Origin of the sequence: Asticcacaulis solisilvae, from assembly GCF_052327315.1 — a bacterium.
GTDB classification, from domain to species: domain Bacteria; phylum Pseudomonadota; class Alphaproteobacteria; order Caulobacterales; family Caulobacteraceae; genus Asticcacaulis; species Asticcacaulis solisilvae_B.
This window is the reverse complement of the sequence record NZ_CP166196.1, coordinates 3167501-3192269: the sequence shown is the minus strand read 5'-3', so window position 1 is coordinate 3192269 and position 24769 is coordinate 3167501. Positions and strand designations below refer to the sequence as shown.

The following is a 24769-nucleotide window of genomic DNA, read 5'->3' as shown; positions in this document are numbered from 1 at the left end:
AAGGGCTAAAGAAACGCCATGACCTCACCTTACGACGAAACTACCGATCCCGATGTTCGCGTCGCTCGCCTCGAACGCGCGCTTGTCGAACACGACGGCATCCTGATCGCCGAGCTCGACGGCTTTCTGGCCGCGCTCTGGCTGCTGCCTCAGGAGGCGCCGGCCGGGAAATGGCTGCCGATCGTCTTCGGCTGGGGCAAGGACGAAACCTACCAAGGCGATTCGGCCGCCGATATCGAATTGGCCAAGCTTATCGCCGACCATTATAACGGCGTCGGCTTCGAGCTGCGCTCGGGCGCCTACAGCCCGGTCTATATGGCGCCCGACGACGAGGCGGACGACGAAGTCATCTGGCAGCCGTGGGCCCAGGGCTTCGGCGCGGCGGTCGGGGAATTTTCCGAAGGATTCGAATCCCTCGTGGCGGCGGAAACCGAAGCCGGGGAAGCGTTTCGCATGCTGGTCGCGCTGATCGGCGTCGCCATGGAAGATCCGGACGTCGCCGAGGACATGGGCGAAGAGAATATGGCCGAACTGGCCGCAGCCGCCCCCGACCTGATCACGGAATGCGTTTACGCGCTCTATGACGCCAAGCTGGAAACCTCAGGCGCCTTGCAACCGCGCACGGTGACGTCGGTCGGCCGCAACGATCCATGCACGTGCGGATCGGGCAAGAAGTTCAAGAAGTGCTGCGGGGCCGGAGAATAGTCAAAAATTTGGCGTGAAGCTGGCCGGATTGGCGCGGTCCCATTCGCGCTTCAACCGGTCCTCGACCTCTCCCCACAGCAGGGCGCCGGGTTCCAGGTGGCGATAGGCGACGTCGCCGCGCACCACCTCGCCATTGGCTGCGCGGATATGCAGGTGCCAGGGCCGGATTTCGGACGGATGTTTCAGTCCCGCCGCACCCAGCATTTCGGCCAGGGCCCGCATGGTGTTGCGGTGATAGGTATGGACGCGCTTCATCTTGTCCGAGACAACCAGTGCGCGGGCGCGGCCCTTGTCCTGCGTCGCCACGCCTGACGGGCAGTGGTTGGTGTGGCAGGCCCGTGCCTGAACGCAGCCGACGGCGAACATGAAGGCGCGGGCCGCCATGACGTAGTCGGCCCCCAGTGCGTGGATGCGGCAGAAGTCGAAGGCCGATACGATCTTGCCCGAGGCGCCCAGCCGAATTTTCTGGCGCAGGCCGGCGCCGGTCAGGGCGTTGTGCACGAAGCTCAGGCCTTCGACCAGCGGCAGGCCGACATGGTTCGACAGCTCGACGGGCGCAGCGCCCGTGCCGCCTTCGCCTCCGTCGACGACGATGAAGTCGGGCGTCACGCCCGTGTCGAGCATGGCCTTTATCAGGGCCAGGAATTCGAAGCGGTGGCCGACGCACATTTTCAGGCCGACCGGCTTGCCGCCCGACAGGTCGCGCAGGCGCGTGATAAAGCCCATCAGTTCCAGCGGCGTCGAGAATTCCGGATGGCGCGCCGGGGAAATGCAGTCGCGCGTGCGGTCGATCAGGCGCGTGCGCGCGATCTCGGCCGTGATCTTGGCCTTGGGCAGCACGCCGCCGTGGCCGGCCTTGGCGCCCTGGCTGAGCTTGATCTCTATCATCTTGACCTGGTCGGTCCGGGCGGTCCTGGCGAACAGCTCGGGGTCGAACTTGCCGTCCCTGGTGCGGCAACCGAAATAGCCCGAAGCGATCTGCCAGATGATATCGCCGCCGCCTTTGCGGTGATACTTGCTGATCGAGCCTTCGCCGGTATTGTGCGCGAAATTGCCGAGTTTTGCGCCCCGGTTGAAGGCCTGGATGGCGTTGCCGCTGACCGATCCGAAGCTGGTGCCCGAGATGTTGAGCACCGAGGCGCGGTATGGCTTCAGACATTGCGGTCCGCCGATATCGATGCGGAAATCGTGGTCGGTATTGTGCACCGGCGCCATGGAGTGCGAGATCCAGCCGTAACCCACGGCGTTGACGTCGCGGATCGTGCCGAAGGGCAACTGATCGGGCGCGCCCTTGGCGCGGCGATAGACCAGGGCGCGCTGTTCGCGTGAGAACGGTACCGGGTCGCGGTCGTCCTCGATCATGTACTGGCGGATTTCCGGGCGGATGGCCTCGAGCCAGAAACGGAAATGCCCGATGATCGGATAGTTGCGCAGGATCGAATGCTGGGTTTGCAGCATGTCGAGCAGGCCCACCAGGCTAAGCGGCCCCAGGACGGCCAGCGCCCACCACGCGAGCGGCGACCAAAGCCAACCGGCCACGCCGGCGGCGACCGTCAGCAGCCACGTCACTTGCAGTACGAAAAAACGCGAAATCACGCTCGCCCCCTAAGGCCCAACTCAGATCACAGCGGCGTCACACTAATGCCGCTATGCGACGGATTGATAAAAGCGGTTGCAAAGCTTGTGTTTGGTATCGATCTTGCTCTAGCTTGATCGTCGTTTTGACGTCGCGTGAGGTACGATAATGGTGGATCGCCGGTATATTCTGGGCGCTTTAGGGGCTTTGATCGGCACGGCGGCGACCGATGCTATCGCCAAGGCCAAGCCCAAGAAGGCGGCCGCCAAGAAGGGCGCGTCCTCGAAATCGACCAAGGGCAAGAAGGGTAAGCCCGAGCCCAAGGGCAAGAAAGGCAAGCACGGCAAGCCCGAACCGCGCCACGTCGTCGAAACGCCCCGCGAACCGCCGCCCCCGCCGGTACCCGAAGTGTCTTCACCTGAGGCCACGGCCGCGCTCACCACGGCCTTCGACCAGATCCTCAAGGAACAGTTCCTGGCCCAGCCGACCGTCGTGACGGGGCTCGGTTTCGACAAGGGCGAATATGCTTCGGCGAAGTCGCGGATCGAGGACCGGTCCGAAGCCTCCAAGGCCAGCAATATTTCCCGCCTCAGCCGCGCCGTACAGGCGCTGAACACCGTCGACCGCGACCAGCTGTCGGCCAATGACCGCATCCAGTACGACAGCGTGCGCTGGGATTACGCCACCCAGCTGCAACTGGCGCAGGGCTTCGCCTACGGCGACTACGGCGCCTATTCGTGGGGTTTCGCGTCGCCCTACGTCATCAGCCAGCTGTCGGGCGCCTACCAGTACGTTCCGGATCTTCTCGACAGCCAGCACACCATCAAGACGCGTGGCGACGCCGAGGCCTATCTTACGCGCCTGGACGGTTTTGCCCGCGCGCTCGATCAGGAGGCCGAACGTTTCCGGCTCGATCTCGGCCGCGGCGTCGTGCCGCCCGACTTCGTGATCAATGCGGCATTGAAACAGCTTACGGCGTTGCGTGACGGCGATCCGGCCAACAATACGCTGATCAATTCGCTCGATCGCCGCACCACGGCGGCCGGTATCGCCGGCACGTGGAAGGACGATGCGGCGGCCAGGGTCAACGGGCCGGTCAAGGACGCCCTGACGCGCCAGATCGACCTTTTGACGGGTACGCTGCCCAATGCGAAGCACGATGCCAGCGTGCGCAACCTGCCGAACGGCGATGCCTATTACGGGCTGTGCGCCAAGCTTGGCACGTCGACCGACAACGCACCGCGCGAAATCCACCTGCTGGGGCTCGACCTGGTCGGCAAGCTGTCGGACGAAATCGACCGCCGTCTGCGCCAGCTCGGCCTGACCCAGGGGGCCGTCGGGGCGCGCATGAACGCCATGTATGTCGACCCGAAATACATCTATCCCAATACCGACGAGGGCAAGGCCAAGCTGCTGAGCGACCTCAACGCCAAGGTGGCGGTCGTCCAGGCCCGGTTGCCTCAGTATTTCGGCGTGCTGCCCAAGGCCAGGGTGACCATCCGCCGCATTCCGGCCGAAACCGAAGCCGGCGCGCCGGGCGGCTATTATCAGCCGGGCTCGATCGACGGTTCTCGGCCGGGCGTCTACAATATCAACCTGCGCGACACGGCCAATACCCCGAGCTGGACCCTGCCGACCCTTACCTATCACGAGGCCATTCCAGGGCACCACCTGCAGGGTACGATCCAGAACGAGGCGCAACTGCCGACCATCCGCAAGATCCAGGGCTTCAACGCCTATATCGAAGGCTGGGCGCTCTATGCTGAACAGCTGGCGGGTGAGATGGGGCTGTACGATAACGATCCGGCCGGCCGCATCGGCTATCTGCACGACGCGCTGTTCCGCGCCGTCCGCCTGGTCGTCGATACCGGCATCCATTATCTCGGCTGGAGCCGCGAACAGGCCATCACCTATATGATGGACGCCACCGGCGACAGCGAAAGCGCGGCCGCGGCTGAGGTCGAACGTTACTGCGTCTGGCCGGGACAGGCGCTGGGCTATATGGTCGGCAAGCTGACCTGGCTGCGCCTGCGCGACGCCGCCAAGGCCAAACAGAAGGGCGCGTTCGACATCAAGGCTTTCCACGATGCCGGCCTGACCGCCGGTTCGGTGCCGCTTTCGGTGCTGGAACAGGTGTACCACGCCCGAAACATGATCTGATACGGTACCCCGTGCACGTGATGGATGCTTTCTTCGCGGCACGATTGACAAAGTCGTGATTTAAGACTTACCCTGCGTCAGCATACGGGGGCGTATGCCGGCCGCGAAAGCGTGCGTCCGGTGCTTTTTCCCTGCGACTTCATTGCATTGGACCGGCCGCGACGGCGGGCCTGTCAATCATCGTGCGTACGCGTTTTCTTACGAATTTGATCCGGGCAGAACGCAAAGGATTTCCCATGACGCGCATTTCACGCCTTGCGGCGCTTTTTATCGTGCTTGTCTGCGGCCTGGGCGCCGCGGCGGCCCAGGCCTTTCCTTCCCTTGTTTTCGTCCAGGGCAGCGGCGAATTCCAGTCCTTCCCCCAGACCCTGACGGTCGAGGCCCCGCAGGCCCTGACCCTGCAATGGACCAACGACCAGGCCGCGGCGACAGGCGCGCACTGGCAGGTGGTCGACCAGGCCGCGCCCGGTACGGTGCTGGCCAGCGGCGAGGTCACCCCGGCGCCGGCAGTCGGCCATCTCACGCGGTTTTCGATCGCCGCCAATACCTTCCTCAAGGCGTCGACGGCCAAGACCCTGACCTTCGTCATCTCCATCCAGCCGCATAATGCCGGCAATGCCGCCCTCGGCGCGCCCGCCACGGTCACCATCACCGAAACACCGGCCGGGCCGCCGCCCAAGCCCGTGACCTTCGGCCCGTCGGCCGTCTTCCCGACCGCCGTCATCACCAATTATGACGAAAAGATCGGCGTGGTGCAGGGGACGCAGCTGCATTTCGCCGGCGGCACCGTGACCCTGCGCGTCAGCAATCCCGGCAAGGTCAAGACCGACCCTATGTGGCTGGGGCTCAACGACCAGAACCAGCTGATGCGCCAGGACAGCCAGAAGGTGGCGATTCCGGCCCTGGCGCCCGGCGCATCGCAGACCGTCAGCGTGCACATGAACGCCATCCTGATGCCGCCGACCTCGCAGACGCCGGAGGATGCGCAGTATGCGCAATGGTATCGCGACTATGACCAGCATTGCGGCGTCGAATTCCATGTCGTCATGGACTGGCGCGGGCCGCAGGCCGAGACGCCGATCGGCGAGCACAAGGAGGCCCTGCTGAAAGAGGCCAATGGCTTCGACCAGCCCAGCCTGCCGATCTGCGACGCTACGCAATGCATCGTGGCCTGCGATTTCGCCAAGGCGATCGACAAATCGCTGTCCGGCAATGTGGTCGGCTATGCCTACTTCGTCGGGCGCGACGCCAAATTCGGCAGTGGCGGCAAGGCGCGCACCAAAGCCAACGACGCCGACTATATCTTCGAGCCTTCGACCAAGATCACGGTGGCCAGCGTCAGCAAGCTGGTGACCGCCATCGCGACCGTCCGCTTGCTCGATGAAAAGCGGGCCATGCTGCCGAAGGGGCTGAATACGCCGATCGGTCCGTTCCTGCCGTCCGAATGGAACCCTGGCAGCACGGTCAAGGCGATCACCTTCCGCCAGTTGCTGTCGCAGACCAGCGGCATCAAGGACTACGGCAATATCGACCAGACCTATGGCGCGCTGCAGAGCTTCTATACCCAGTCGGTCGATCCGAACGGGGGACAGACCTGCCAGAACGCCAAGGCGAAAAACGTAGCCAACCCGATCAATCCCAAGGACCATACCTTCTGCTACAGCAACTATAACTTCGCCATCCTGCGCCTGATCCTGCCGAAACTGGCGGGGCTGCAGGAGCCTGTCGCCCTGCCGCTGATCAAGGGGCCGATCCTGGCGCAGGAATACGTCAAGCTGGTGCAGCAGAAAGTCTTCGATCCGGTCGGTGCGGCGAATGTCAGCTGTTCCCCGCCTGGCGGCAACGCCATCTATGCCTACGCCTATCTCAATCCGGTCAATCGTCCGGGCTACGACTTCGGCGACAATATCTCGATCTGCGGCGCCGCCGGCTGGTATCTGACGGTCGAGGACATGGCCAAGGTGATGAAGAGCCTCAATGCTGGCGACGGCAAGATCCTGGCCAAGACGCCGACCAAGGACCTGTTCCAGACGATGAAAACGGCGCAACTGGGCTTCGATACACCCTTCAATTCCGGGCCGGGCGGCTATCTCGAGTCGGAGAAGAATGGCGGCTGGAGTGCAAACTGCGATTCCAACGGCAATAATTGCGACCAGATCAGCACCTCGGTCGCTGTCTATGGGCCGGGCGTCATCGGCATCCTGTTCATGAATTCGAACATTGTCGGCGGGACGGAGTCGGGCAAGGGCGCCAGAAACGTCCTCGACGACGCCTATTACGGATCGCTCAAGCCGAAGAAATAGGCGGGAAGACGCACGCGTTACGGGCCGCAACGGATAATCGCGTTGCGGCCCTTTTGTTATACGAAGTGCGACAGGATCAGAACGAAGATCAGGCCGAAGATGCCGACCAGACCCTCCATCAGGGTCCATGACCGCAGGGTGTCCTTGATCGACAGGCCGAAATATTCCTTGAACATCCAGAAGCCGGAATCGTTGACGTGGCTGAACATCAGGCTGCCGGCGCCGATCGCCAGGACCATGAGGTTCGGGTTGACGCCCGTGGCGGCGACCAGCGGCGCCACCAGACCTGCCGCCGTCAGGCCGGCGACGGTGGCCGAACCCAGCGAGACGCGGATAATGCCGGCCATCATCCAGCCCAGCACCAGCGGCGGCACGGGCAGGACCGCCAGCATGGTGCCGAGCAGCGCGCTGACGCCGGAATCGACCAGCACCTGTTTCAGTGCGCCGGCACCGGCGATGATCAGCAGTATGGGGGCAATTTCTCTCAGGGCGGAGCCTGAGTTTTCCATCAGGCCGCGGAAATTGGCGCCGCGCGCCAGGCCCAGTGTCACGCACGCGATGATCAGCGCCGCCAGCATGACAATGCTGGGATTGCTGAGGAAGGCCATCAGCGGGGCATAGGGCTTGGGCACCCAACCCGACATGGTGACGATGGTCGTGCCGGCCAGCAGGATGACCGGCAGCAGCGCCGTCAGGAAGCTGTTGAAGGCGCCTGGCAGTTCGGCATCGGACTTCTGCACGGCGACGAACAGTTCCGGCGGATTGGCCTTGATGCCCTTGACGGTCATGGCGAACAGCGGGCCTGCGACCAGAAGCGTCGGTATCCCGACGATCAGGCCGTAGATCAGGGTCAGGCCGAGATCGGCGTGGAACATAGGCACGATAGCCGTGGGCGAGGGATGCGGCGGCAGGAAACCGTGGGCGATCGAAAGGCCGCACATCAAGGGAATGGCCAGCCATACCAGGGGTTTGCCGGACTGGCGCATCAGCGAAAAGATCAGCGGCACCAGCAGCACGAAGCCGACATTGTAGAACAGCGGGATGCCGACGATAAAGCCGGTCAGTGTCAGGGCAATGCTCATCCGGTTGGCGCCGAACAGGGAAATCAACGACCTGGCGATGCGCTGCGCCGCGCCGGAGTCGGCGATCAGCTTGCCGAACATGGCGCCCAGCGCCAGCAATATGGCCAGCGACCCGGTCATGTCGCCGACGCCTTTTTCGATCGACTTCATGACGCCGTCGAGCGGCATGTGCAGGGCCAGGGCGGCGCCGATCGACACGACGACGAAGGCGATCAGCGGCTGGATCTTCAGCCAGGCGATCAGCACGATAAGGACGATAACCGCGGCTGCGACGCAGAACAGCGCCCAGTTCGGGTCGTTGAGGACCGGTGTCATATGCTCGTTCTCCCTCAGGCGCGCGCACGCGTCCTTTTCCCCACGGTCTTTGCCGCTTATGCCGCCGACACTAGGCGAGAACGATTACAACGGCAATGGGGCTCACCTGCCGGGCGCGGCGGTCAACGCCGCCTGGGTCTGTGGCAGGGCCAGGATATCGGCGCACGGCACGATCTTTCCGGGCTGGGCGATGGCGGTGATATAGGCCCGGACGCTGGGGGCATAGTTGTCGACGTAGCGGCTCCGCGTCTTGCCGGGGATCAGCGAGAAGCTCTGATCGACCAGGGTCTGGGCGCCGATATAGTCCTTTACCTCCGAGGCGTCGGCAAAGCCCGAGAAGTCGAAATAGCAACGCTTATGGGCGAACGGCATGACCTGGCGGATGAAGTCGGCGGCAGACTGCGGCTGGAGGTCCGGGCCTCCGTGTGGGCTGAGCACGGGGGTCTGCGGCCCGTAATTGATCTCTTCGACCGTATCCATGACCCCCATTCGGCCGTCGGGGGGCGGCAACTGGAAGAAGACCATCATGTCGGCGGCCGGCGCCCTGGAGCGCATAGCCGTGACGCCGGCCGCCGGCAATGCGTAGTCATGGCGCATCAGGCGTGTGATCGAGTCGGGAATGGCGGTGCCGTCGGCATAGACGGCTGAAAAGACGCCGGAAACCAGGATGGCGGCGACGGGCAGGGCACGGTTGCGTTTCAGGTGGACGTAAAGACCGGCCAGGCCCGCGGCCATCAGCGAAATACCGTACCCGATGGTGCGCGTGCCGAAGGGGTCGAACAGGGTGCGGGCGCGCAGTATGAAGGCCAGCGCCAGGAAGCCAGCGCCGGCCAGCAACAGGAAGGTGGCGGCGGAGTCTTTCCGGTCGGGCGGCGAAAAACGTATCTGCCGCCAGCCGAGGACGATCAGGATGACGAGGGCGGCCACAACCCATATGGCGATACCGGCAAAGGCCTGCACGAAATCGGCGCAGATCAGGTAGAAGCTTTCCGGCGCCGGCACGCGTGGCATGCCGGTGCCGAAGCCCGTCGTTTCGCGGTTGAACTCGTGATAGGCGACGAACAGCAGGCCGGTAACGGCAAAGGCCGGCAGGGCGCGGATGGCGGTCTTGCGGTCGAAGGCGATCCAGGTCGACAGCCACAGGATAAGGGCAAAGGGCGCGAAGACATATCGCGCGAGGCAGCCCAGCACCAAAAAGACGCCGAGCAGGACGTGATTCTTCCAGTCGTTGCGCGCCGACAGCCGCGTTATGGCGAAAAGCGCGCCGGAAAAGCAGAAAAAGAGCAGGTTTTCCGACCAGGTATAGAGCCCGATCAGCAGGACGACGGGATTGAGCACGCAGACGGCCGCCATCAAAGGATTCTTCGATGCCTTCCACAGCATGAAAAAGCTGCCGGACAGCAGGAGCAGGTTGGCGATCTTGCTGCTGACGACCAGGGTGGAAAAATCGGTATTGGGCGCGGTCAGCCCCAGAATCATCGGATATCCGGCTGGATATACGGCCAGGTATTCGCCGTGCAGGCGGAAGCCCTGGCCGTGCCGGAAGGTCTGGGCCAGCAGCATGTAGTACCACGAATCGACGCTGATATAGCCGAACAGGATGCCGAACAGCGCGGTCAGGGCCATCACCGCGACGACAGCCGCTGCGAAGACAAGGGGGCGGTTGATCCGGCTTTCGATGCGGGTCAGGCTGCCGATCAGGCGTGCTCGGGATATCATGCGCCGTCCTTTCGATGCCGATAAGGACTATATAGCGGGTATATCCCGCAAGTCACAGTTTGTCGCGCACTGTGTCAAAATGAAAAGCCACGAAAATTCAAAAGGATGGTGCTGGGCGCTTTCGCGGCGTTCCGGCCGGTGAAATATTTAATGAGAACATCTTGCGAACATGGAACAAAAAGAGTACACAGGTTTTGTCGATAAATTGAAGACACATCGCAGAACGAACTGGCCCTCGGGCGAGGGAATCTGACATAGGAAGGTTTGGTTTTATGTCTCAGGCAATGTTGAAACTCGTGGGTAAGAACGAAACGGAAAAGCAACGCGCGCTCGAAGCCGCTCTGGCGCAGATCGATCGCGCCTTCGGCAAGGGCTCGGTGATGAAACTGGGCGCCAATGGCGTCGTCGAGCAGATCGAGTCGATTTCGACCGGCTCGCTGGGCCTAGACATGGCGCTGGGCATCGGCGGCCTGCCCAAGGGCCGCGTCATTGAAATCTACGGTCCGGAATCGTCGGGCAAGACGACCCTGGCCCTGCATACGGTCGCTGAAATCCAGAAGGCGGGAGGCACCGCGGCCTTCGTCGACGCCGAACACGCGCTCGACCCGGTCTATGCGCAGAAGCTGGGCGTCAATCTCGACGACCTGCTGGTCTCGCAGCCGGACAACGGCGAACAGGCGCTGGAAATCACCGATACGCTGGTCCGTTCGGGCGCCGTCGATATCGTCGTCGTCGACTCGGTGGCCGCGTTGACTCCGCGTGCCGAAATCGAAGGCGACATGGGTGACAGCCTGCCGGGTCTTCAGGCGCGTTTGATGTCGCAAGCCCTGCGCAAGCTGACGGGTTCGATCTCCAAGTCGAAGTGCATCGTCATCTTCATCAACCAGATCCGCATGAAGATCGGCGTCATGTACGGCTCGCCGGAAACAACGACGGGCGGCAACGCGCTGAAATTCTACGCCTCGGTTCGCCTCGACATCCGCCGCACCGGCTCGATCAAGGTGCGTGACGAAGTCATCGGCAACAACGTTAAGGTCAAGGTCGTCAAGAACAAGATCGCCCCGCCGTTCCGCGAAGTCGAATTCGACATCCTGTACGGCCATGGCATTTCGAAGATCGGTGAAATCATCGATCTCGGCGTCAAGGCCGGCCTCGTCGAAAAGTCGGGCTCCTGGTACTCGTTCAACTCGACGCGTATCGGCCAGGGCCGCGACAATGCACGCGACTTCCTCAAGGCCAATCCGGACATGTGCGCCGAGATCGAAAAGGGTATCCGCAACAAGTCGGTCGCCTTGTCGGAAGAACTGCTGGGCACGCCGGAAGCCGACGCCAACGAGGGCGACGAGTCCTTGTAAGGCATCGGATAAGGAATTCGGGCCGGGCGGTAGTGCCCAAACCCTTTACCGTTCGGTCTGATAAAGCGCTCCCTGGCAACAGGGGGCGCTTTTTTGTTCTACGGATGGAGCAAATGGACTGGCTTGCGCAAAGAGCTTTGCGCTTGAGCCATCATGGCTATATAGGCATGTCACTTTTGCCGGAATTGCATGTCCGGTCACACTTGCCGGAGCGGTCAGTCCACCATGCCGTCGTTGAACCAGATACGTCAGACCTTCCTCGATTACTTTGCGGCCGAAGGCCATGAGGTGGTGTCTTCGTCGCCGCTCGTTCCGCAGAACGATCCGACGCTGATGTTCACCAATGCCGGCATGGTGCAATTCAAGAACGTCTTCACCGGCGCTGAAACACGCCCGTACAAGCGCGCCACCACCTCGCAGAAGGTCGTGCGCGCCGGTGGCAAGCACAACGACCTCGACAATGTCGGCTATACGGCTCGCCACCACACCTTCTTCGAAATGCTCGGCAACTTCTCGTTCGGCGACTATTTCAAGGCCGACGCGATCGAATTTGCCTGGAAGCTGATCACCGAGACCTACGGCCTCGACAAGAACCGCCTGATGGCGACGGTCTATGTCGACGACGACGAAGCCTTCGGTCTGTGGAAGAAGATCGCCGGCCTGCCGGAATCCAAGATCGCCCGCATTGCCGGCAGCGATAACTTCTGGTCGATGGGCGATACCGGCCCGTGCGGCCCGTGCACCGAAATCTTCTACGACCACGGCGACCATATCTGGGGCGGCCCTCCGGGCGCCCCCGAAGAGGACGGCGATCGCTTCGTCGAAATCTGGAACCTGGTCTTCATGCAGTTCGACCAGCAGGAAGACGGCACGCGCCTCAACCTGCCGAAGCCGTCGATCGATACCGGCATGGGCCTGGAACGCGTCGCCGCCGTGCTGCAGGGCGTGCACAACAATTACGACATCGACCTGTTCAAGGCGTTGATCGGCGCCAGTGTCGAAGCGACCGGTGTGGCCGCCGAAGGCGACGCCCTGCCGTCGCACCGCGTCATCGCCGACCATCTGCGTTCGACCAGCTTCCTGATCGCCGACGGCGTGACGCCGTCGAACCTGGGCCGGGGCTATGTCCTGCGCCGTATCATGCGCCGCGCCATGCGTCACGCCTACCTGCTGGGTGCGAAGGAACCGTTGATGCACCGCCTGGTGCCGGCCCTGGTTGCTGAAATGGGCGACCACTATGGCGAGCTAAAGCGCGCCGAGGCTACGATCGTCGAGACGCTGCGCCAGGAGGAAGAGCGCTTCCGCACCACGCTCGGCCGCGGCATGACACTGCTCGACGAAGCGACGCGTGATCTCAAGTCGGGTGACGTTCTTGACGGCAGGACGGCGTTTAAACTCTACGACACCTACGGCTTCCCGCTTGATCTGACTCAGGACGCAGTGCGCGGCAAGGGACTGAGCGTCGATGTGCCCGCCTATGACGCTGCCATGGAAGAGCAGAAGGCGATGGGTAAGCAGAACTGGGCGGGCTCCGGCGAAAAGGCCGCGGCTGCCGAATGGTTCTCGATCCGTGACGCTGTCGGCGCTTCGGAATTCGTCGGCTACGATCATTTGTCGGCGCAAGGCCATGTCAAGGTCATGGTGCGCGACGGCGCAAGCGTCGAAGACGCCGAAGCCGGCGATACGGTCGAAATCGTCTTCGACAAGACGCCCTTCTATGCTGAAAGCGGCGGCCAGGCCGGCGATACCGGCACAGTCGATTTCGCCCATGGCAAGGGCCGGATCCTCGATACGCAAAAGCAGGCCGGCGAGTTGTACGTCCATCGCGTCGAACTGACCGAAGGCCGCGTGCGCGTCGGCGACAAGGCCGAACTTCAGGTCGATGCCGGCAAGCGCACCACGACGCGCTCGAACCATTCGGCGGCGCACCTGGTGCACGCCGCGCTGCGCAATGTGCTTGGCCCGCATGTGGCGCAGAAAGGCCAACTGGTCGATGCCGAACGCATGCGCTTCGACTTCAGCCACGGCGGCCCGCTGTCGGCTGATGAAATCGCGCGCATCGAAGCGGAAGTGAATGCCGTCATTCGCCAGAATGCTGAGGCGCGCACCGAATCAATGGCGCCCCAAGCGGCCATCGACGCTGGCGCCATTGCCCTGTTCGGCGAAAAGTACGGCGACGAAGTGCGTGTCCTGACGCTGGGCCAAGGTCTGCATGGCGAAGAACGTTACTCGGTCGAACTGTGCGGCGGCACCCACGTGGCGCGCACCGGCGATATCGCCCTGTTCAAGATCGTGTCCGAAGGCGGGCTGGGTACCGGCATCCGCCGTATCGAGGCGCTGACCGGCGAGGCGGCGCGTCAGTACCTGCTGGATGAGGCCAATGTCGCCGAAACCCTGGCGGCGCAGTTCAAGGTGCCGGTGGCGCAGGTCGAAGCCCGCGTCGAAGCGCTGATCAACGACCGCAAGCGCCTGGAAAAGGAGCTGTCCGAAGCCAAGCGCGCCCTGGCCGTCGGCGGTGGCGGCGGTGCGGCTGCCGGTCCCGAAGACATCAACGGTGTCAAGGTCATGGCGCGCGTGTTGGACGGTGTCGGCGGCAAGGACCTGCGTCCGCTCGCCGAAGATTTCAAGAAGCAGGTCGGCAGCGGCATCGTCGCCCTGGTCGGCAAGCTCGACGGCAAGGCGGCGGTTACCGTCGCGGTGACGCCCGACCTGACCGGGCGTTTCAACGCCGCTGAACTGGCCCGGGCCGCGGTGATCGCCATGGGCGGGCAGGGTGCCGGCGGCAAGCCGGACTTCGCGCAGGGCGGCGCGCCGGATGATACCAAGGCCGAAGCCGGGCTCGATGCGGTCCGCCAGGCGCTCCAGGCTTAAAAGACAAGGCGCCGGTAACCCCGGCGCCTTTTTTACGTCAGATGCGTCAGGATGACGGCCAGGGCCGACAGGGTCAACACGCTGAGCGTTGTGCCCTGCGCAACCGTCTTGGCCGCGCCTTCGAACCAGGTGCCATACATTTTGGTCTGGATGAAGACGCTGACGGCGGTTGGCGTGGCGCTCAGGAAGACACAGACCTTGTAGGTTTCCGGCGCCAGATGCAGGAAGCCGAGCGCGATCGCCACCAACGCGGGTGCCAGCAAAATCTTGCCGACGATGGCGAGCCCGCTGGTGATATCGGCGCGAATCAGGAAGCGCGGCTCCATCAGGCCCAGCATGCCGCCCAGGGCAACCAGGGCTACGGGCGGACCTGAACGGCCAAGCAGGTCGAGCGCGTTTTCGACCGGGGGCGGAAACCGCAGGCCCAGAATCATCAGGACGACGCCGGTCAAAGCGCCGATCACGGTTGGATTGCGCGCCGTATTGAGCATGGCTTTTAAAAAGGTCTGGCCGGACGCCTTGGCCAGGGCTGCGCACGCCGTGCTGAACAACACCAGGAAATCCGCGGCGACGACCAAAGGCCCGATTCGGCCGGCTTCCGGGCCGAACAGGCTGAGCGCGATCGGAATACCCAGGAAGGCGGAATTGTTGATCAGGCTGGCCATGCCGGCGCCGACCGCATTGGCCTGGGGCTGGCGGCACAGACGAACGATTAGCGCAATGACAAGCGCGCCGGTCAGCATGGCGGCGATATAGACCAGCAGCGTCATCGCCGTCTGGCCGTCGAATCGCGAAAGCCTGGAAAAGCTGACCATCAGCCAGGCGGGAAAGCCCAGCCAGTAGAAGTAGGCACTCAAGCCATCGAGCCCTTGCGCGTTCAGGCGTTTGAAGCGGACCAGGGCGACGCCCAGGCCGATAAAACCGAAGAAGACAAGGACGCGGACGAGAGTGTCTAACATGAAGCGGTTATTATACCGCCGAATGCAGCGGGCAAAGTCTTATTGGGCCGCGGCCGATGCCGAGGCGGACGACGCGGCGGCGGCGGCCTTTTCGGCCTCTATTTCGCCGGGCTTCGGGAAGCCGATATGGACCAGCTGCCAGTGAATCAGGCCATGGCGCTCGAACGTAAAGGTCGTCGTGCCGCGATCCGCATCCTTTACCGTCAGGCGCGTATGCTCCAGGCTGAAGAAGGCAACCTTGGGCGCAGGCGGCTTGGCGGTGAATTTGTCAGGATCTACGGTGGCGGCATCCTTGCCCGCGCCATAGGTCAGGGCCAGCAGGGCGCGTGGCTTGAGGTAATCGTCAGCCGTCAGCGGCGGCGCGGGTTTGGCGGCTGGTTGCGGATGCGTCAGGTCGTTCCACGCCTTGCCGATGGATGTGCCGAGGTTTTTCACGGCGTTGCCGGTGGCGCCGACCGGATCGGTCAGCGGCGATGGGGCAGGGGCGGCAACGCCCTGGTCGCCGGCGTCGAGCTGGGTTTTCACGCTGGTGCGTGTGGCATCAAAGTCGATCAGCTTGGACAGCGACTGGATGTCCTCGCTCTTGGCGGCGCTGCGGATGTCATAGAAGGCGATCATCGGCGACGCATAGAACAGACCGGCTGCGGCCAGCAGAACGATGACGAGAATGACGCCGAATATCCGTGACACGATCAACCCCCGGAATGAACCTTGGCGGGTGTCTTATCATGGTTAACGGCGCTTGTCGCCCCGCCGATAACAAACTTCGTGATCTGTGGCTTTGAAGTCTAGTGCCTTTGCCAAAGATCCGGATGCGATTCGATGTAGTCGATATACATCTGGGCGACCTTTGCATCGTCGTGCGTATTGGGATGGCTGTTGCAGCCCATATTGTCGGTCTTCGGCAGGGTAAGGTGGTCGATCCGCGTTTCGCCGGAGGCCTTCAGCGCATCGAACACGCCAATGACCGCGTCGGCATATTCCTTACGGTCGGGCGACGGTCCGACGATCAGCAGGAAGGCCTTGGGGTTCTTCTGCCGCACCGTTTTGACGAAGCGGACATAGGTCTCGGTATAGTCCTTCAGCAGATCGGCGCGCGTCTTCCACGGCTCGTCGGCATGCAGGTCGGTCGAGAAATCGTTGCCGCCGATGGCGACGGCGATGATTTGCGGCGCCCAGGGCGACGAATCGGCGCGCGCGTCGTCAAACACGGCGCGGGGATAGAGCATGGGCATATGGTATTTCGGATGCTCATGGCCGTCGTAATTACGGACCATGCCCAGTCCTGAGAAGGCGTTGATACGATAGGCGGCGCCGAAATGCTTCGCCGAGAGCACGACAGGGCCCTGCTGGCTGTCTGTCGTCGCGAAGATGTCTTCCACCGAGCATTTCGTGAAGGCCGAGGTATTGCCGTAGCCGACGGTGGCCGAATCGCCGATGACCTCGATTTCACGGGGATAGGCCGGGGCGGGCAGGGCGTCGGCCTTCGCCGGCACGAAGAAGCCGCGGAAGGCGCCGGTGGCGTACTGGGTCTCGGAGCGCTTCTCGAGGCGAATCGTATGGCTGCCGGCGCCGAGATCGTTGAGGGTTATCCGCCGCGTCCCGGGTCGATCCAGTTGCATGAACATCTTGCCGTCGATCAGCACGTTGAAGGTATTGCTGGAATCGTCGAGATCAAGCGTGACCTCCGGCCCCTTGAAGCGGCTCTCGAAATAGATGGCGGGCCATTGATAGCGCCATTCGGTGTGCGCGCCTGTCGATTCCGCCAGGGTCTGGCCGCCGATCGCCATATCGAGGCGCGTATCGGCTGACGCCGTGCCCGCCAACATCCACAGAATCGCAGTTGCCGTAATCGATTTCATCGCCACGCCGCCTTCTCCCTTGATCCGTCCCTTTTCGGGCTTTGTCACAAGCTGACCGCTCGACGGCGTGCCGTCAAGCGCGTCAGATTTGTCCGGTAATCAGGCTATGGACATATTTCAGCTTGGCCTGGATCGCCGGCGTCAGGATGAAAGGATAGAGGTCGCGTTCGCCCATCGAGTGGTGGATGGCGTTTAACGCAAGAGACAACGGAATCCATACCTCGGCGATTCGGTCGAAATCCTGGACAGTGTATGGATCAAAATTGACCTGTGCCGCCATTTCGCCGTGACTGCGCGGCGCCAGGGCAAAACCGAAAATGTGAGCGGTTTCAAGCGAATCCACAATGTGTAAAACGTGGGCGAAGCATTCGGCGAAGTCCTCCCACGGATGAGTCGTGGCGTAATAACTGATGTAGGATGATCCCCAGCCCGGCGGTGGCCCCTGCTCGTAATGATGCTGCAACGCCTGGCCATAATCCTGGCTTTCGTCGCCGAAGACAGCGCGAAAGCTGCCGGTCTTGCCGGCGTCGCGGACCATCTTGTTCCAGATGAAATGGCCGGTCTCGTGGCGGAAGTGGCCGAGGACCGTGCGATAGGGCTCGTTCATCATGTCGCGCTGCTGTTCGCGCGTCGGATCGTCGGCTTCGGCGGTGCGAATGACGATCTCGCCTTCATTATGACCGATCAGCACGGGCTTGGTGGTGCCGTCGGGCAGGATTTCGTCGTCCTTGAGGTCGAACAGCAATCCGCCTTCGGGGTCGTCTTTCCGCGTCGGGCGCGGCAAATCCCAACGCAGGAACGAATAGAAGAGATGGCGCTGGGCATCGGAAATGACACGCCAGCGCCTGAGGCCGTCGGCGGTTTCCGGATCCGGCACCCACCGGTTATAGCGGCAGGCGATGCAATACTCTTCCGGCTCATGATCCGGAATCAGCCAGTTGCAGATGTCCCAGGCGGCGTTCGGACAGAAACGGTACTTGTACCCGGGGTTTTCGACGCGCGACCAGCGCATGCCGTCGTCGCATGGCTTGACCGCGTGCATGCTGAGCGCGTCCGGCGCAAAGCCCAGCCGGAAGCCGCAACTCAGGCAGGACCGGTTCTCGAAATGGATGGCATTGCCGCAATTGTCGCAGCGGAACAGTCGCATGATCTATCGCCCGGTTTCGAAATGAGACTGGAAACTAAGGTTGCGGCGCCGCAGAGGCGATGCGGCTATGGATACTGCGGCATAAAGAGGCCGTTACCACAATAAAAAAGCCGCCGGGAATGCCGGCGGCTTTTCTTATTTTTCAGCTCAAGCGCCGCATGGCTCCTCGCCCATAGCGAAGCGCTAACGCTTCGCTCCTTGAGCGCATAGCCTCGGGCGCGCAGTCGCGCTTGTCAACGGCAATCATTATTGCCGTTGGAATTACGAAAAACGCGGGCTTACGAAGCCATAGCCTTGGTCAGGTTTTCCGAAACCTTGTCCAGGAAGCCTTCGGTCGTCAGCCAGCTTTGCTTGTCGCCGACCAGCAGGGCCAGGTCCTTGGTCATGAAGCCGGCTTCGACGGTGTCGACGCAGACCTTTTCAAGCGTTTCGGCAAAGCGCAGCAGCTCGGCATTGTCGTCGAGCTTGGCGCGGTGCTTCAGGCCTTGAGTCCAGGCGAAGATCGAGGCGATCGAGTTGGTCGAGGTCGCTTCGCCCTTCTGGTGCTGGCGGTAGTGGCGCGTGACGGTGCCGTGCGCCGCTTCGGCTTCCATGATCTTGCCGTCCGGCGTGACGAGCGCCGAGGTCATCAGGCCGAGCGAGCCGTAGCCTTGCGCGACCGTGTCCGACTGGACGTCGCCGTCGTAGTTCTTGCAGGCCCAGACGAAGCCGCCCGACCACTTCAGCGCCGAGGCGACCATGTCGTCGATCAGGCGGTGTTCGTAGACCAGGCCGGCGGCCTTGAACTTGTCGGCGTATTCGGCCTCGAAGACTTCGGCGAAGATGTCCTTGAAGCGGCCGTCATAGGCCTTGAGGATCGTGTTCTTGGTCGACAGGTAGACCGGATAGTTGCGCGCCAGGCCGTAGGCGAACGAAGCGTGCGCGAAGTCGCGGATCGATTCGTCGAGGTTGTACATGCCCATGGCGACGCCCGAACCCGGGAACTGGAACACTTCGTGCTCGATGACCTGGCCGTCTTCGCCTTCGAACTTGATCGTCAGGCGGCCCTTGCCGGGGATCAGGAAGTCGGTGGCCTTGTACTGGTCGCCGAAGGCGTGACGGCCGACGACGATCGGCTGGGTCCAGCCGGGAACCAGGCGCGGGACATTCTTGCAGATGATCGGCTCACGGAACACGACGCCGCCCAGGATGTTGCGGATGGTGCCGTTCGGTGACTTCCACATCTTCTTGAGATTGAATTCCTTCACGCGGGCTTCGTCCGGCGTGATGGTGGCGCACTTGACGCCGACGCCGCAGGCCTTGATGGCGTTGGCCGCATCGATCGTCACCTGGTCGTCGGTGGCGTCGCGGTGTTCCATACCTAGGTCGAAATACTGGAGATCGATGTCGAGATAGGGATGGATCAGCTTGTCCTTGATCAGTTGCCAGATGATGCGGGTCATTTCGTCGCCGTCGATGTCGACGACCGGGTTTGCCACCTTGATTTTGGCCATAGGGAAATCCTCTTCAAAAGCCAGCGCTGGCGGGAAGACGCACAGGGAACGACCCGCCGCGAACGCGCCCCCTATAGACGAATTGAGGGCGAGCGCAAATAGGCGAGTTTCCGGTTGCCAGGGAAGACCATCGCGGCGATAGTCGGGGCGGGATCAAGGGGGACAATTCATGGCGACGAAGGCATCTGATTTCAAACGCGCGCCCATTCTGACGATTTTGCTGCAGGGCGCTCTGGCCTATCAGGTTGTGACGGCGCTTATTGTCGGAATGGCCATCGTCTATTCGATGTCGCAGCAGCTTATCCTGCCGCCGGGCATTTTCGAAACCTATCAGGCGATCCTGGCCAGCGTGAATGTCTGGCCGTGGGGCGTGCTGATCGTCCAGAGCTTCTGGATCTACAGGATCAGCAAGAACACCCACGCCATCTCGACACCGAAACCGTCCATTTCACCGGGCTGGGCGGTGGGATGGTTCTTCGTTCCGTTTGCCAGTCTGGTTCAACCGTATATCGTGGTGTCCGAGCTCTACAATGCCAACCGCCAACCCGTCGGCGGCGTGAAGCTCGGCCGGCCGGTGATCACTTCGGTCTGGTGGGGATTGGTGATCCTGGACATTCTGATGACCGTGGCCGTGACAGTCAGCCGTATGGATTCCGGCACGCCGTCCAAGGGACTGGCCGCGGCCATGCTGCTTGTAATTGCCGTCCAGCAGACCTTTGCCCTGGTCATCTATTCGCGCATCGCCGGCTGGCAGGCCAAAGCGAGGATCTATCAAGGCGTCGAAGCCGTCTTCTGACGTCAGTCCTCGCCCAGGATGTCGCCCAGGCGATCGAGCCTTTGCTCCATGGGCGAGCGCCGGTCGGACAGCCAGGCCTGTAAAACGGCAAGGCCGCGCGCATCCGCCTTGCAAACGCGCACGCGGCCCTGCTTTTCCGTGGTGACCAGTCCGGCAGCCTCAAGGATCGCCAGGTGCTGGCCGACAGCCGTCAACGTCATGTCATAGGGCGCAGCCAGGGCCGACACCGACATCGGCGCCTCGGTCAGCCGCTCGACCATGTCGCGCCGCGTCGCGTCTCCCAGCGCCTGGAAGACGCGCGCGGCGTCGAGTTCGTTCAAAGCGTGTCTCCCAGCCGGTCGAGCAGGGTGTTCCAGCCATGCTCACGCATGTCCGGCCCGTCGGAATTTTCGAAAAACGCGCCGTTATGCGTACAGACCAGACGCGTGCCTTCGCCATCTTCCTCGAACTCGAAGGTCAGCAACGACCCGGAAAAGGGCTTGCCGTTCATCATCATGTTCGAGCCCGTCACGATGCGGCGGTTCTCGATGATGTCGAGATAGAGGGCCTGACTCGACAGAATGGCGCCGGGAAAGGGCGTCTGATCGCCCATGACCGAACGGGAATGCTCCAGCCCTCCGACGCGGAAGTCGTTGTCGTAGGCCGCGCCGTCCTGCGGGCCGCGATGCCCGTACCAGCGCTGCTTGGTGGCGGTATCGGCAAAGGCGGCGAATACCCTGGCGACGGGGTGAGGGTAGGTCTTTTCGATTTTGAAAGTGGCGTGGACGGTGGTCATTGCGGTTTCTCCGAAAGTGAAGTTTTAACTTCAGTATTCTTTTGCGATGAAATGGTCAAGTGAAAACTTCACTATTCATGGCGAAAAAGCGCTCTTATAAGCCGCCCTATGAAAGAAGCCCGTGCCACGCCCCCGCTCGATCCCAATCTGACCTTGCCGTGCGTTATCCTCGACCGCCCGCAACTGGCCGACAATATCGGCTCGGTCGCCCGCGTCATGGCCAACTTCGGCCTGCAGGAACTGCGTCTGGTTGCGCCGCGCGACGGTTGGCCGCAGGACCGCGCCTGGGCGACCTCATCGGGCGCCAACTGGCCGCTCGACGGCGCCAGGGTCTTTCCGACGGTGGCGGAAGCCGTCGCCGACCTGAAGACTGTCTATGCCACGACGGCGCGCCCGCGTGAGACGCAATTGCCGGTCATCACGCCGCGCCAGTGCGCCGCCGATGCCTATGTGTCCGCCCAGCAGCATCTGCCGACCGGGCTTCTGTTCGGCGCCGAGCGTGCGGGGCTGGAGACGTCGGATATCGCGCTCAGCCACGCCATCGTAACCATTCCCGTCGATCCGCACTTTCATTCGCTGAACCTGGCTCAGGCGGTCAATATCGTGCTCTACGAATGGCGGCTGCAGGTCATGGACGCGCCGAAGGCCGCCTTTACGCAGAATATGGACGTGCCGGCCGACCTGAAATTCCTGCACGGTCTTTACGGCCACCTTGAGGACGAGCTCGAAAAGGCCGGCTTCTTCTTTCCGCCGGAAAAGAAGGAGTCGATGGTGCGCAACCTTCGCGTCGTTCTGAACCGCGCGCAGATGACCGAACAGGAAATCCGCACCTGGCGCGGCGTCGTCACGGCGCTGACCAAGGGGCGCGGCCGCGTCCTGGCCAAGATGGCGCAGATGAAGGACGAGGGGGGAGATTTGTAGCATGGACTGGACTTGCCGTATTTGCGGGACAGTTCACAATGATTTGCCGACGTGCTTCGGCGCCGAAGCACCGTGGCGCTTTTTTGTACCTGAGGATCAGTTCGCCGAACGTGTTGACTTGACGAAGGACCAATGCGTCATCGATGAAAAGCACTTTTTCCAACGCGGCCACGTTGTCATTCCAATTATCGACTACACAGAAGATCTGTGTTTCGCGGTCTGGACGTCTCTGAGTGAGAAGAGTTTTCTGCGCGTATGTGACCGCTGGACAGATGTAGATCGAGTGAATGACCCACCTTATTTCGGCTGGTTGTCTTCGCGAATCCCGATTTACGAGAACACGGAAAACTTGCCCCTTTCGGTGACGCAGCGGGAACCGGGCCTAGTCCCGCTCTTTCGTGTAACGCAGGACGACCACCCGTTAGCGATAGATCAAAGCAACGGAATATCTGTCGAGCGCTGGCATGAGATCGTGCACAGCCTTCTCGATTAAAATGGCAAGGGTCGACGATCCGGCTCCACCCAGCCGCGCCGCGCTTCGGGCGTAAACAGCCGCTCGCGCGTCCAGTAGCTGAGCAGCCAGTCCGACCGTCCGAAGTCCGACGCCATCAGTGCGCTCAGCACGACGGGCAGCGGCGCATCGGCATCGAAGTCATCCAATATATGTCGCGCCGCGCGCAGAGACGCCTGGGTAATGGTCTCGTGATAGCCGGTGGTGTCGGTGTTCATCGTGCCGACGGACTCGTTATAGGCGCGGATCAAGCCCGGCATGATCGCGGGCACGTCGCGGCGATGACGCAACAGCCATAGCGCGGCAGCGAAATGCGCTTCATGCGTCCATTCGGCCTTGGGCAGGCGTCGTTCGATCACGCCATGGGCGATGCGTTCGATATCGATGTCGGTGGTCATTGAGGGCTCCGGTAAAAAGAGGCCCGTCGGCAAGGAAAAACCCCGCCGGCCGGGCGGGGTTGCGGAAAAGAGCGAAAGAGGGATGTGCCTACTCTCGCCATGCCTTTCGCGCACGCAGCCCCGTAGCCGCAGGCTTGCGGCTTTGCTGTTGCTGGAGGGCGCGTGTCGTCATCATGCGTAAAAATTATGGCTGTATTCGCCTCCGGTCAAGCCCGTGTGCTCTTGCCAGCGCCGGCCGACTATGGAAACTGTTGCGGTACAAAGGGGAAGGCATGGCTGGCGACGGCATCTATCCATCGAATGCATACAGGCGAACCTGGCCGCCGCTGACCATTCCGCTGGTCTGGCTGTTCGTCTATGCCGGCGTCTGGTTGTCGGGCCAGATCGCCCAGCCGCTGGGGTTCATGGTCACCATGGGCAACGGCCGGTGGACCGACAATATCGCGGCGTTGTTCGCGTCCTTGCCTGTTGCAGGCGTTTTGTGGCTGTGGCTGCGCTATTACGAGCGCGGCAGCGTTGCCGGCATCGGCCTTTATGGCCGCAGCCGCGGCCCGTTCCTGCGCGGCGCCGGTATCGGCGCGCTCCTTGTCTTTGCCGTGGCGGCGGCCGGCGTGCTTGCCGGCGCCTATCAGATCGATGGCCCGGGCGCCTGGACCGGTCACTTCACCTCGACATGGGTGATCGCCACGGTATTGAGCTTTGTCGGCACGGCCATCCAGGCGACCGCGACCGAGGCGCTGTATCGCGGCTGGATGCTCGATACCGTGGCGGCGCGATGGGGCAGGGGGATAGCGGTTATCTTCAACGTCGCCGCCGCCCTGGTCATCCAGGCGGGCCTCAATGCCCTGTCGTCGCCGGAATCGCTGATCGCGGCTATCAATCTGGCATTGATGAGCGCGGCCTTGAGCCTGATCGCCATCCGCACAGGCAGCCTGTGGACGGCCGCCGGGCTGCACGCCGGCTGGAACCTGGCCATGGGCTGGGCGCTTGGGCTGAATATCGACGGCGGCCATCTCAGCGTAACGCCGGGCCTGCTGGCGCTCTCGACCAATGGCGATGCGCCGTCCTGGCTGAGCGGCGGCGGTATAGGCCCCGACGGAAGCCTGCTGTTTACGCTGGCGGCTGCGGGTCTGCTATTGTCGCAGATGCGCTTTCCGAAGGGCGGTGAGCGTCTCAAGGCCGTGCGGCCGTCGCGCGACGACGACGAAATCGTCGATCACTGATCCCGCTTTTCGGGCTTAAGCTGGAGGAGGACGTAATGTCTGGCTTCGAACTCTATGCCCCGCGTGACGTCCGGCATCGCAGAACCTGGACGGCAGCCGCGATACCGCTGACCGTCGTCTTCATTGTCCTGGCGACCTTTCCGGTGGCGATCTGCGCCCTGGTCTTGCACATCCCGTTGCAGACCGGCGTCGACTGGCGCGCGGATGCCTATCAGCTCTATGGCTTCATCTTCATATATGGCGTCTTCTTTCTGTGGCTGTGGGCTTTCGAGCGCCGGGGGCCGGCGACGATCGGCTTTTCCGGGCCGGCGCTCTTGCGATACCTGCGTGGTCTGGCGATCGGCGGCGGATTCCTGGTCGCGGTGGTCGGCACGATCTGGGCGCTGGGCGGCTATCGTATGGAAAGTGCCGGCTTCTGGGGGCAGCCCGGCCTGGCGGCGTTCGCGCCCGTAATAGTGCTGCTGGGCGGTTTCATGGTCCAGGGCGGCGCCGAGGAGGTGGCAACCCGCGGCTATCTCATGCAGGTCGTCAGTTCCCGCCATGGCATTGTCTGGGGCATTGTCGCCAATACGGTCGTCTTCTCGGTCCTGCACGCCCT

Annotated in this window: 21 protein-coding genes (1 of these 21 only partly in view); 10 read left to right on the top strand and 11 right to left on the bottom strand. The window is 62.6% G+C overall.

Annotation, left to right across the window (positions count from 1 at the left end; translation table 11 throughout):
- Positions 1-18: 18 nt before the first annotated feature.
- The gene (locus AB8717_RS15120) at positions 19-705 is read left to right on the top strand and encodes a UPF0149 family protein (RefSeq protein WP_443748149.1); all 687 of its coding nucleotides are present in this window, start codon (positions 19-21) and stop codon (positions 703-705) included.
- Here AB8717_RS15120 and AB8717_RS15115 read toward each other — a convergent pair whose 3' ends face one another.
- Positions 706-2301 (bottom strand): FMN-binding glutamate synthase family protein, encoded by a 1596-nt coding sequence (locus AB8717_RS15115; protein ID WP_443748148.1) that lies wholly within the window; start codon positions 2299-2301, stop codon positions 706-708.
- 148 nt (positions 2302-2449) lie between these two features.
- Here AB8717_RS15115 and AB8717_RS15110 point away from each other — a divergent pair, with 148 nt between their 5' ends.
- Both AB8717_RS15110 and AB8717_RS15105 read left to right on the top strand, forming a co-directional pair.
- Positions 2450-4441, top strand: a complete 1992-nt coding sequence (locus AB8717_RS15110; protein ID WP_443748147.1) for a DUF885 domain-containing protein — start codon at positions 2450-2452, stop codon at positions 4439-4441.
- 236 nt (positions 4442-4677) lie between these two features.
- A complete protein-coding gene (locus AB8717_RS15105) occupies positions 4678-6744 on the top strand; it encodes a serine hydrolase domain-containing protein (protein WP_443748146.1) in 2067 nt (688 codons plus the stop codon).
- A gap of 56 nt (positions 6745-6800) precedes the next feature.
- Here the strand turns inward: AB8717_RS15105 and AB8717_RS15100 are convergent, their stop codons facing one another.
- The gene (locus tag AB8717_RS15100) at positions 6801-8141 is read right to left on the bottom strand and encodes a gluconate:H+ symporter (RefSeq protein WP_443748145.1); all 1341 of its coding nucleotides are present in this window, start codon (positions 8139-8141) and stop codon (positions 6801-6803) included.
- Positions 8142-8243: 102 nt separating this feature from the next.
- A complete protein-coding gene (locus tag AB8717_RS15095; RefSeq protein WP_443748144.1) occupies positions 8244-9860 on the bottom strand; it encodes a hypothetical protein in 1617 nt (538 codons plus the stop codon).
- Positions 9861-10132: 272 nt separating this feature from the next.
- Here AB8717_RS15095 and recA point away from each other — a divergent pair, with 272 nt between their 5' ends.
- Both recA and alaS read left to right on the top strand, forming a co-directional pair.
- Positions 10133-11215 (top strand): recombinase RecA, encoded by a 1083-nt coding sequence (recA, locus tag AB8717_RS15090; RefSeq protein WP_443748143.1) that lies wholly within the window; start codon positions 10133-10135, stop codon positions 11213-11215.
- 225 nt (positions 11216-11440) lie between these two features.
- Entirely contained in the window at positions 11441-14086 is a 2646-nt protein-coding gene (alaS, locus tag AB8717_RS15085) for an alanine--tRNA ligase (protein WP_443748142.1), read from the top strand.
- Positions 14087-14118: 32 nt separating this feature from the next.
- Here alaS and AB8717_RS15080 read toward each other — a convergent pair whose 3' ends face one another.
- From AB8717_RS15080 to AB8717_RS15060, 5 genes are all read right to left on the bottom strand, one after another.
- Positions 14119-15045 (bottom strand): AEC family transporter, encoded by a 927-nt coding sequence (locus tag AB8717_RS15080; RefSeq protein WP_443748141.1) that lies wholly within the window; start codon positions 15043-15045, stop codon positions 14119-14121.
- Between the two features lie 39 nt (positions 15046-15084).
- Positions 15085-15735, bottom strand: coding sequence for a DUF2939 domain-containing protein (locus AB8717_RS15075; protein ID WP_443748140.1), 651 nt, complete (start codon positions 15733-15735; stop codon positions 15085-15087).
- A gap of 98 nt (positions 15736-15833) precedes the next feature.
- The gene (locus tag AB8717_RS15070; RefSeq protein WP_443748139.1) at positions 15834-16907 is read right to left on the bottom strand and encodes an SGNH/GDSL hydrolase family protein; all 1074 of its coding nucleotides are present in this window, start codon (positions 16905-16907) and stop codon (positions 15834-15836) included.
- 82 nt (positions 16908-16989) lie between these two features.
- Positions 16990-18054, bottom strand: a complete 1065-nt coding sequence (locus AB8717_RS15065; RefSeq protein ID WP_443748138.1) for a zinc-binding metallopeptidase family protein — start codon at positions 18052-18054, stop codon at positions 16990-16992.
- 278 nt (positions 18055-18332) lie between these two features.
- Positions 18333-19547: an NADP-dependent isocitrate dehydrogenase gene (locus AB8717_RS15060; protein ID WP_443748137.1), complete on the bottom strand. Its 1215-nt coding sequence runs from the start codon at positions 19545-19547 to the stop codon at positions 18333-18335.
- 169 nt (positions 19548-19716) lie between these two features.
- On the opposite strand from AB8717_RS15060, the gene AB8717_RS15055 reads away from it, so the two are divergent.
- A complete protein-coding gene (locus AB8717_RS15055; protein WP_443748136.1) occupies positions 19717-20343 on the top strand; it encodes a DUF4328 domain-containing protein in 627 nt (208 codons plus the stop codon).
- 2 nt (positions 20344-20345) lie between these two features.
- On the opposite strand, the gene AB8717_RS15050 is transcribed toward AB8717_RS15055, so the two are convergent.
- Positions 20346-20663 carry an ArsR/SmtB family transcription factor gene (locus AB8717_RS15050; protein ID WP_443748135.1) on the bottom strand — a complete coding sequence of 106 codons (318 nt, stop codon included), beginning with the start codon at positions 20661-20663 and terminating at the stop codon, positions 20346-20348.
- Positions 20660-21118, bottom strand: coding sequence for an SRPBCC domain-containing protein (locus AB8717_RS15045; protein ID WP_443748134.1), 459 nt, complete (start codon positions 21116-21118; stop codon positions 20660-20662). Before AB8717_RS15045 ends, AB8717_RS15050 begins: the two co-directional genes overlap by 4 nt.
- A 108-nt stretch (positions 21119-21226) precedes the next feature.
- On the opposite strand from AB8717_RS15045, the gene AB8717_RS15040 reads away from it, so the two are divergent.
- Positions 21227-22039 carry an RNA methyltransferase gene (locus AB8717_RS15040; RefSeq protein ID WP_443748133.1) on the top strand — a complete coding sequence of 271 codons (813 nt, stop codon included), beginning with the start codon at positions 21227-21229 and terminating at the stop codon, positions 22037-22039.
- 1 nt (position 22040) lies between these two features.
- Positions 22041-22532 (top strand): DUF2199 domain-containing protein, encoded by a 492-nt coding sequence (locus tag AB8717_RS15035; RefSeq protein ID WP_443748132.1) that lies wholly within the window; start codon positions 22041-22043, stop codon positions 22530-22532.
- Here AB8717_RS15035 and AB8717_RS15030 read toward each other — a convergent pair.
- Positions 22529-22948, bottom strand: a complete 420-nt coding sequence (locus AB8717_RS15030) for a hypothetical protein (RefSeq protein ID WP_443748131.1) — start codon at positions 22946-22948, stop codon at positions 22529-22531. The two genes, AB8717_RS15035 and AB8717_RS15030, sit on opposite strands and share 4 nt — an antisense overlap.
- A 272-nt stretch (positions 22949-23220) precedes the next feature.
- Between AB8717_RS15030 and AB8717_RS15025 the strand changes: the two genes are divergently transcribed.
- Together AB8717_RS15025 and AB8717_RS15020 are read left to right on the top strand one after the other, a co-directional pair.
- The gene (locus tag AB8717_RS15025; RefSeq protein WP_443748130.1) at positions 23221-24171 is read left to right on the top strand and encodes a lysostaphin resistance A-like protein; all 951 of its coding nucleotides are present in this window, start codon (positions 23221-23223) and stop codon (positions 24169-24171) included.
- A gap of 35 nt (positions 24172-24206) precedes the next feature.
- Positions 24207-24769: the 5' portion of a CPBP family intramembrane glutamic endopeptidase gene (locus AB8717_RS15020; RefSeq protein ID WP_443748129.1), read on the top strand. 385 nt of this gene lie beyond the right edge of the window; the window shows 563 of its 948 coding nt (coding positions 1-563); the start codon lies at positions 24207-24209; its stop codon lies off the right edge, out of view.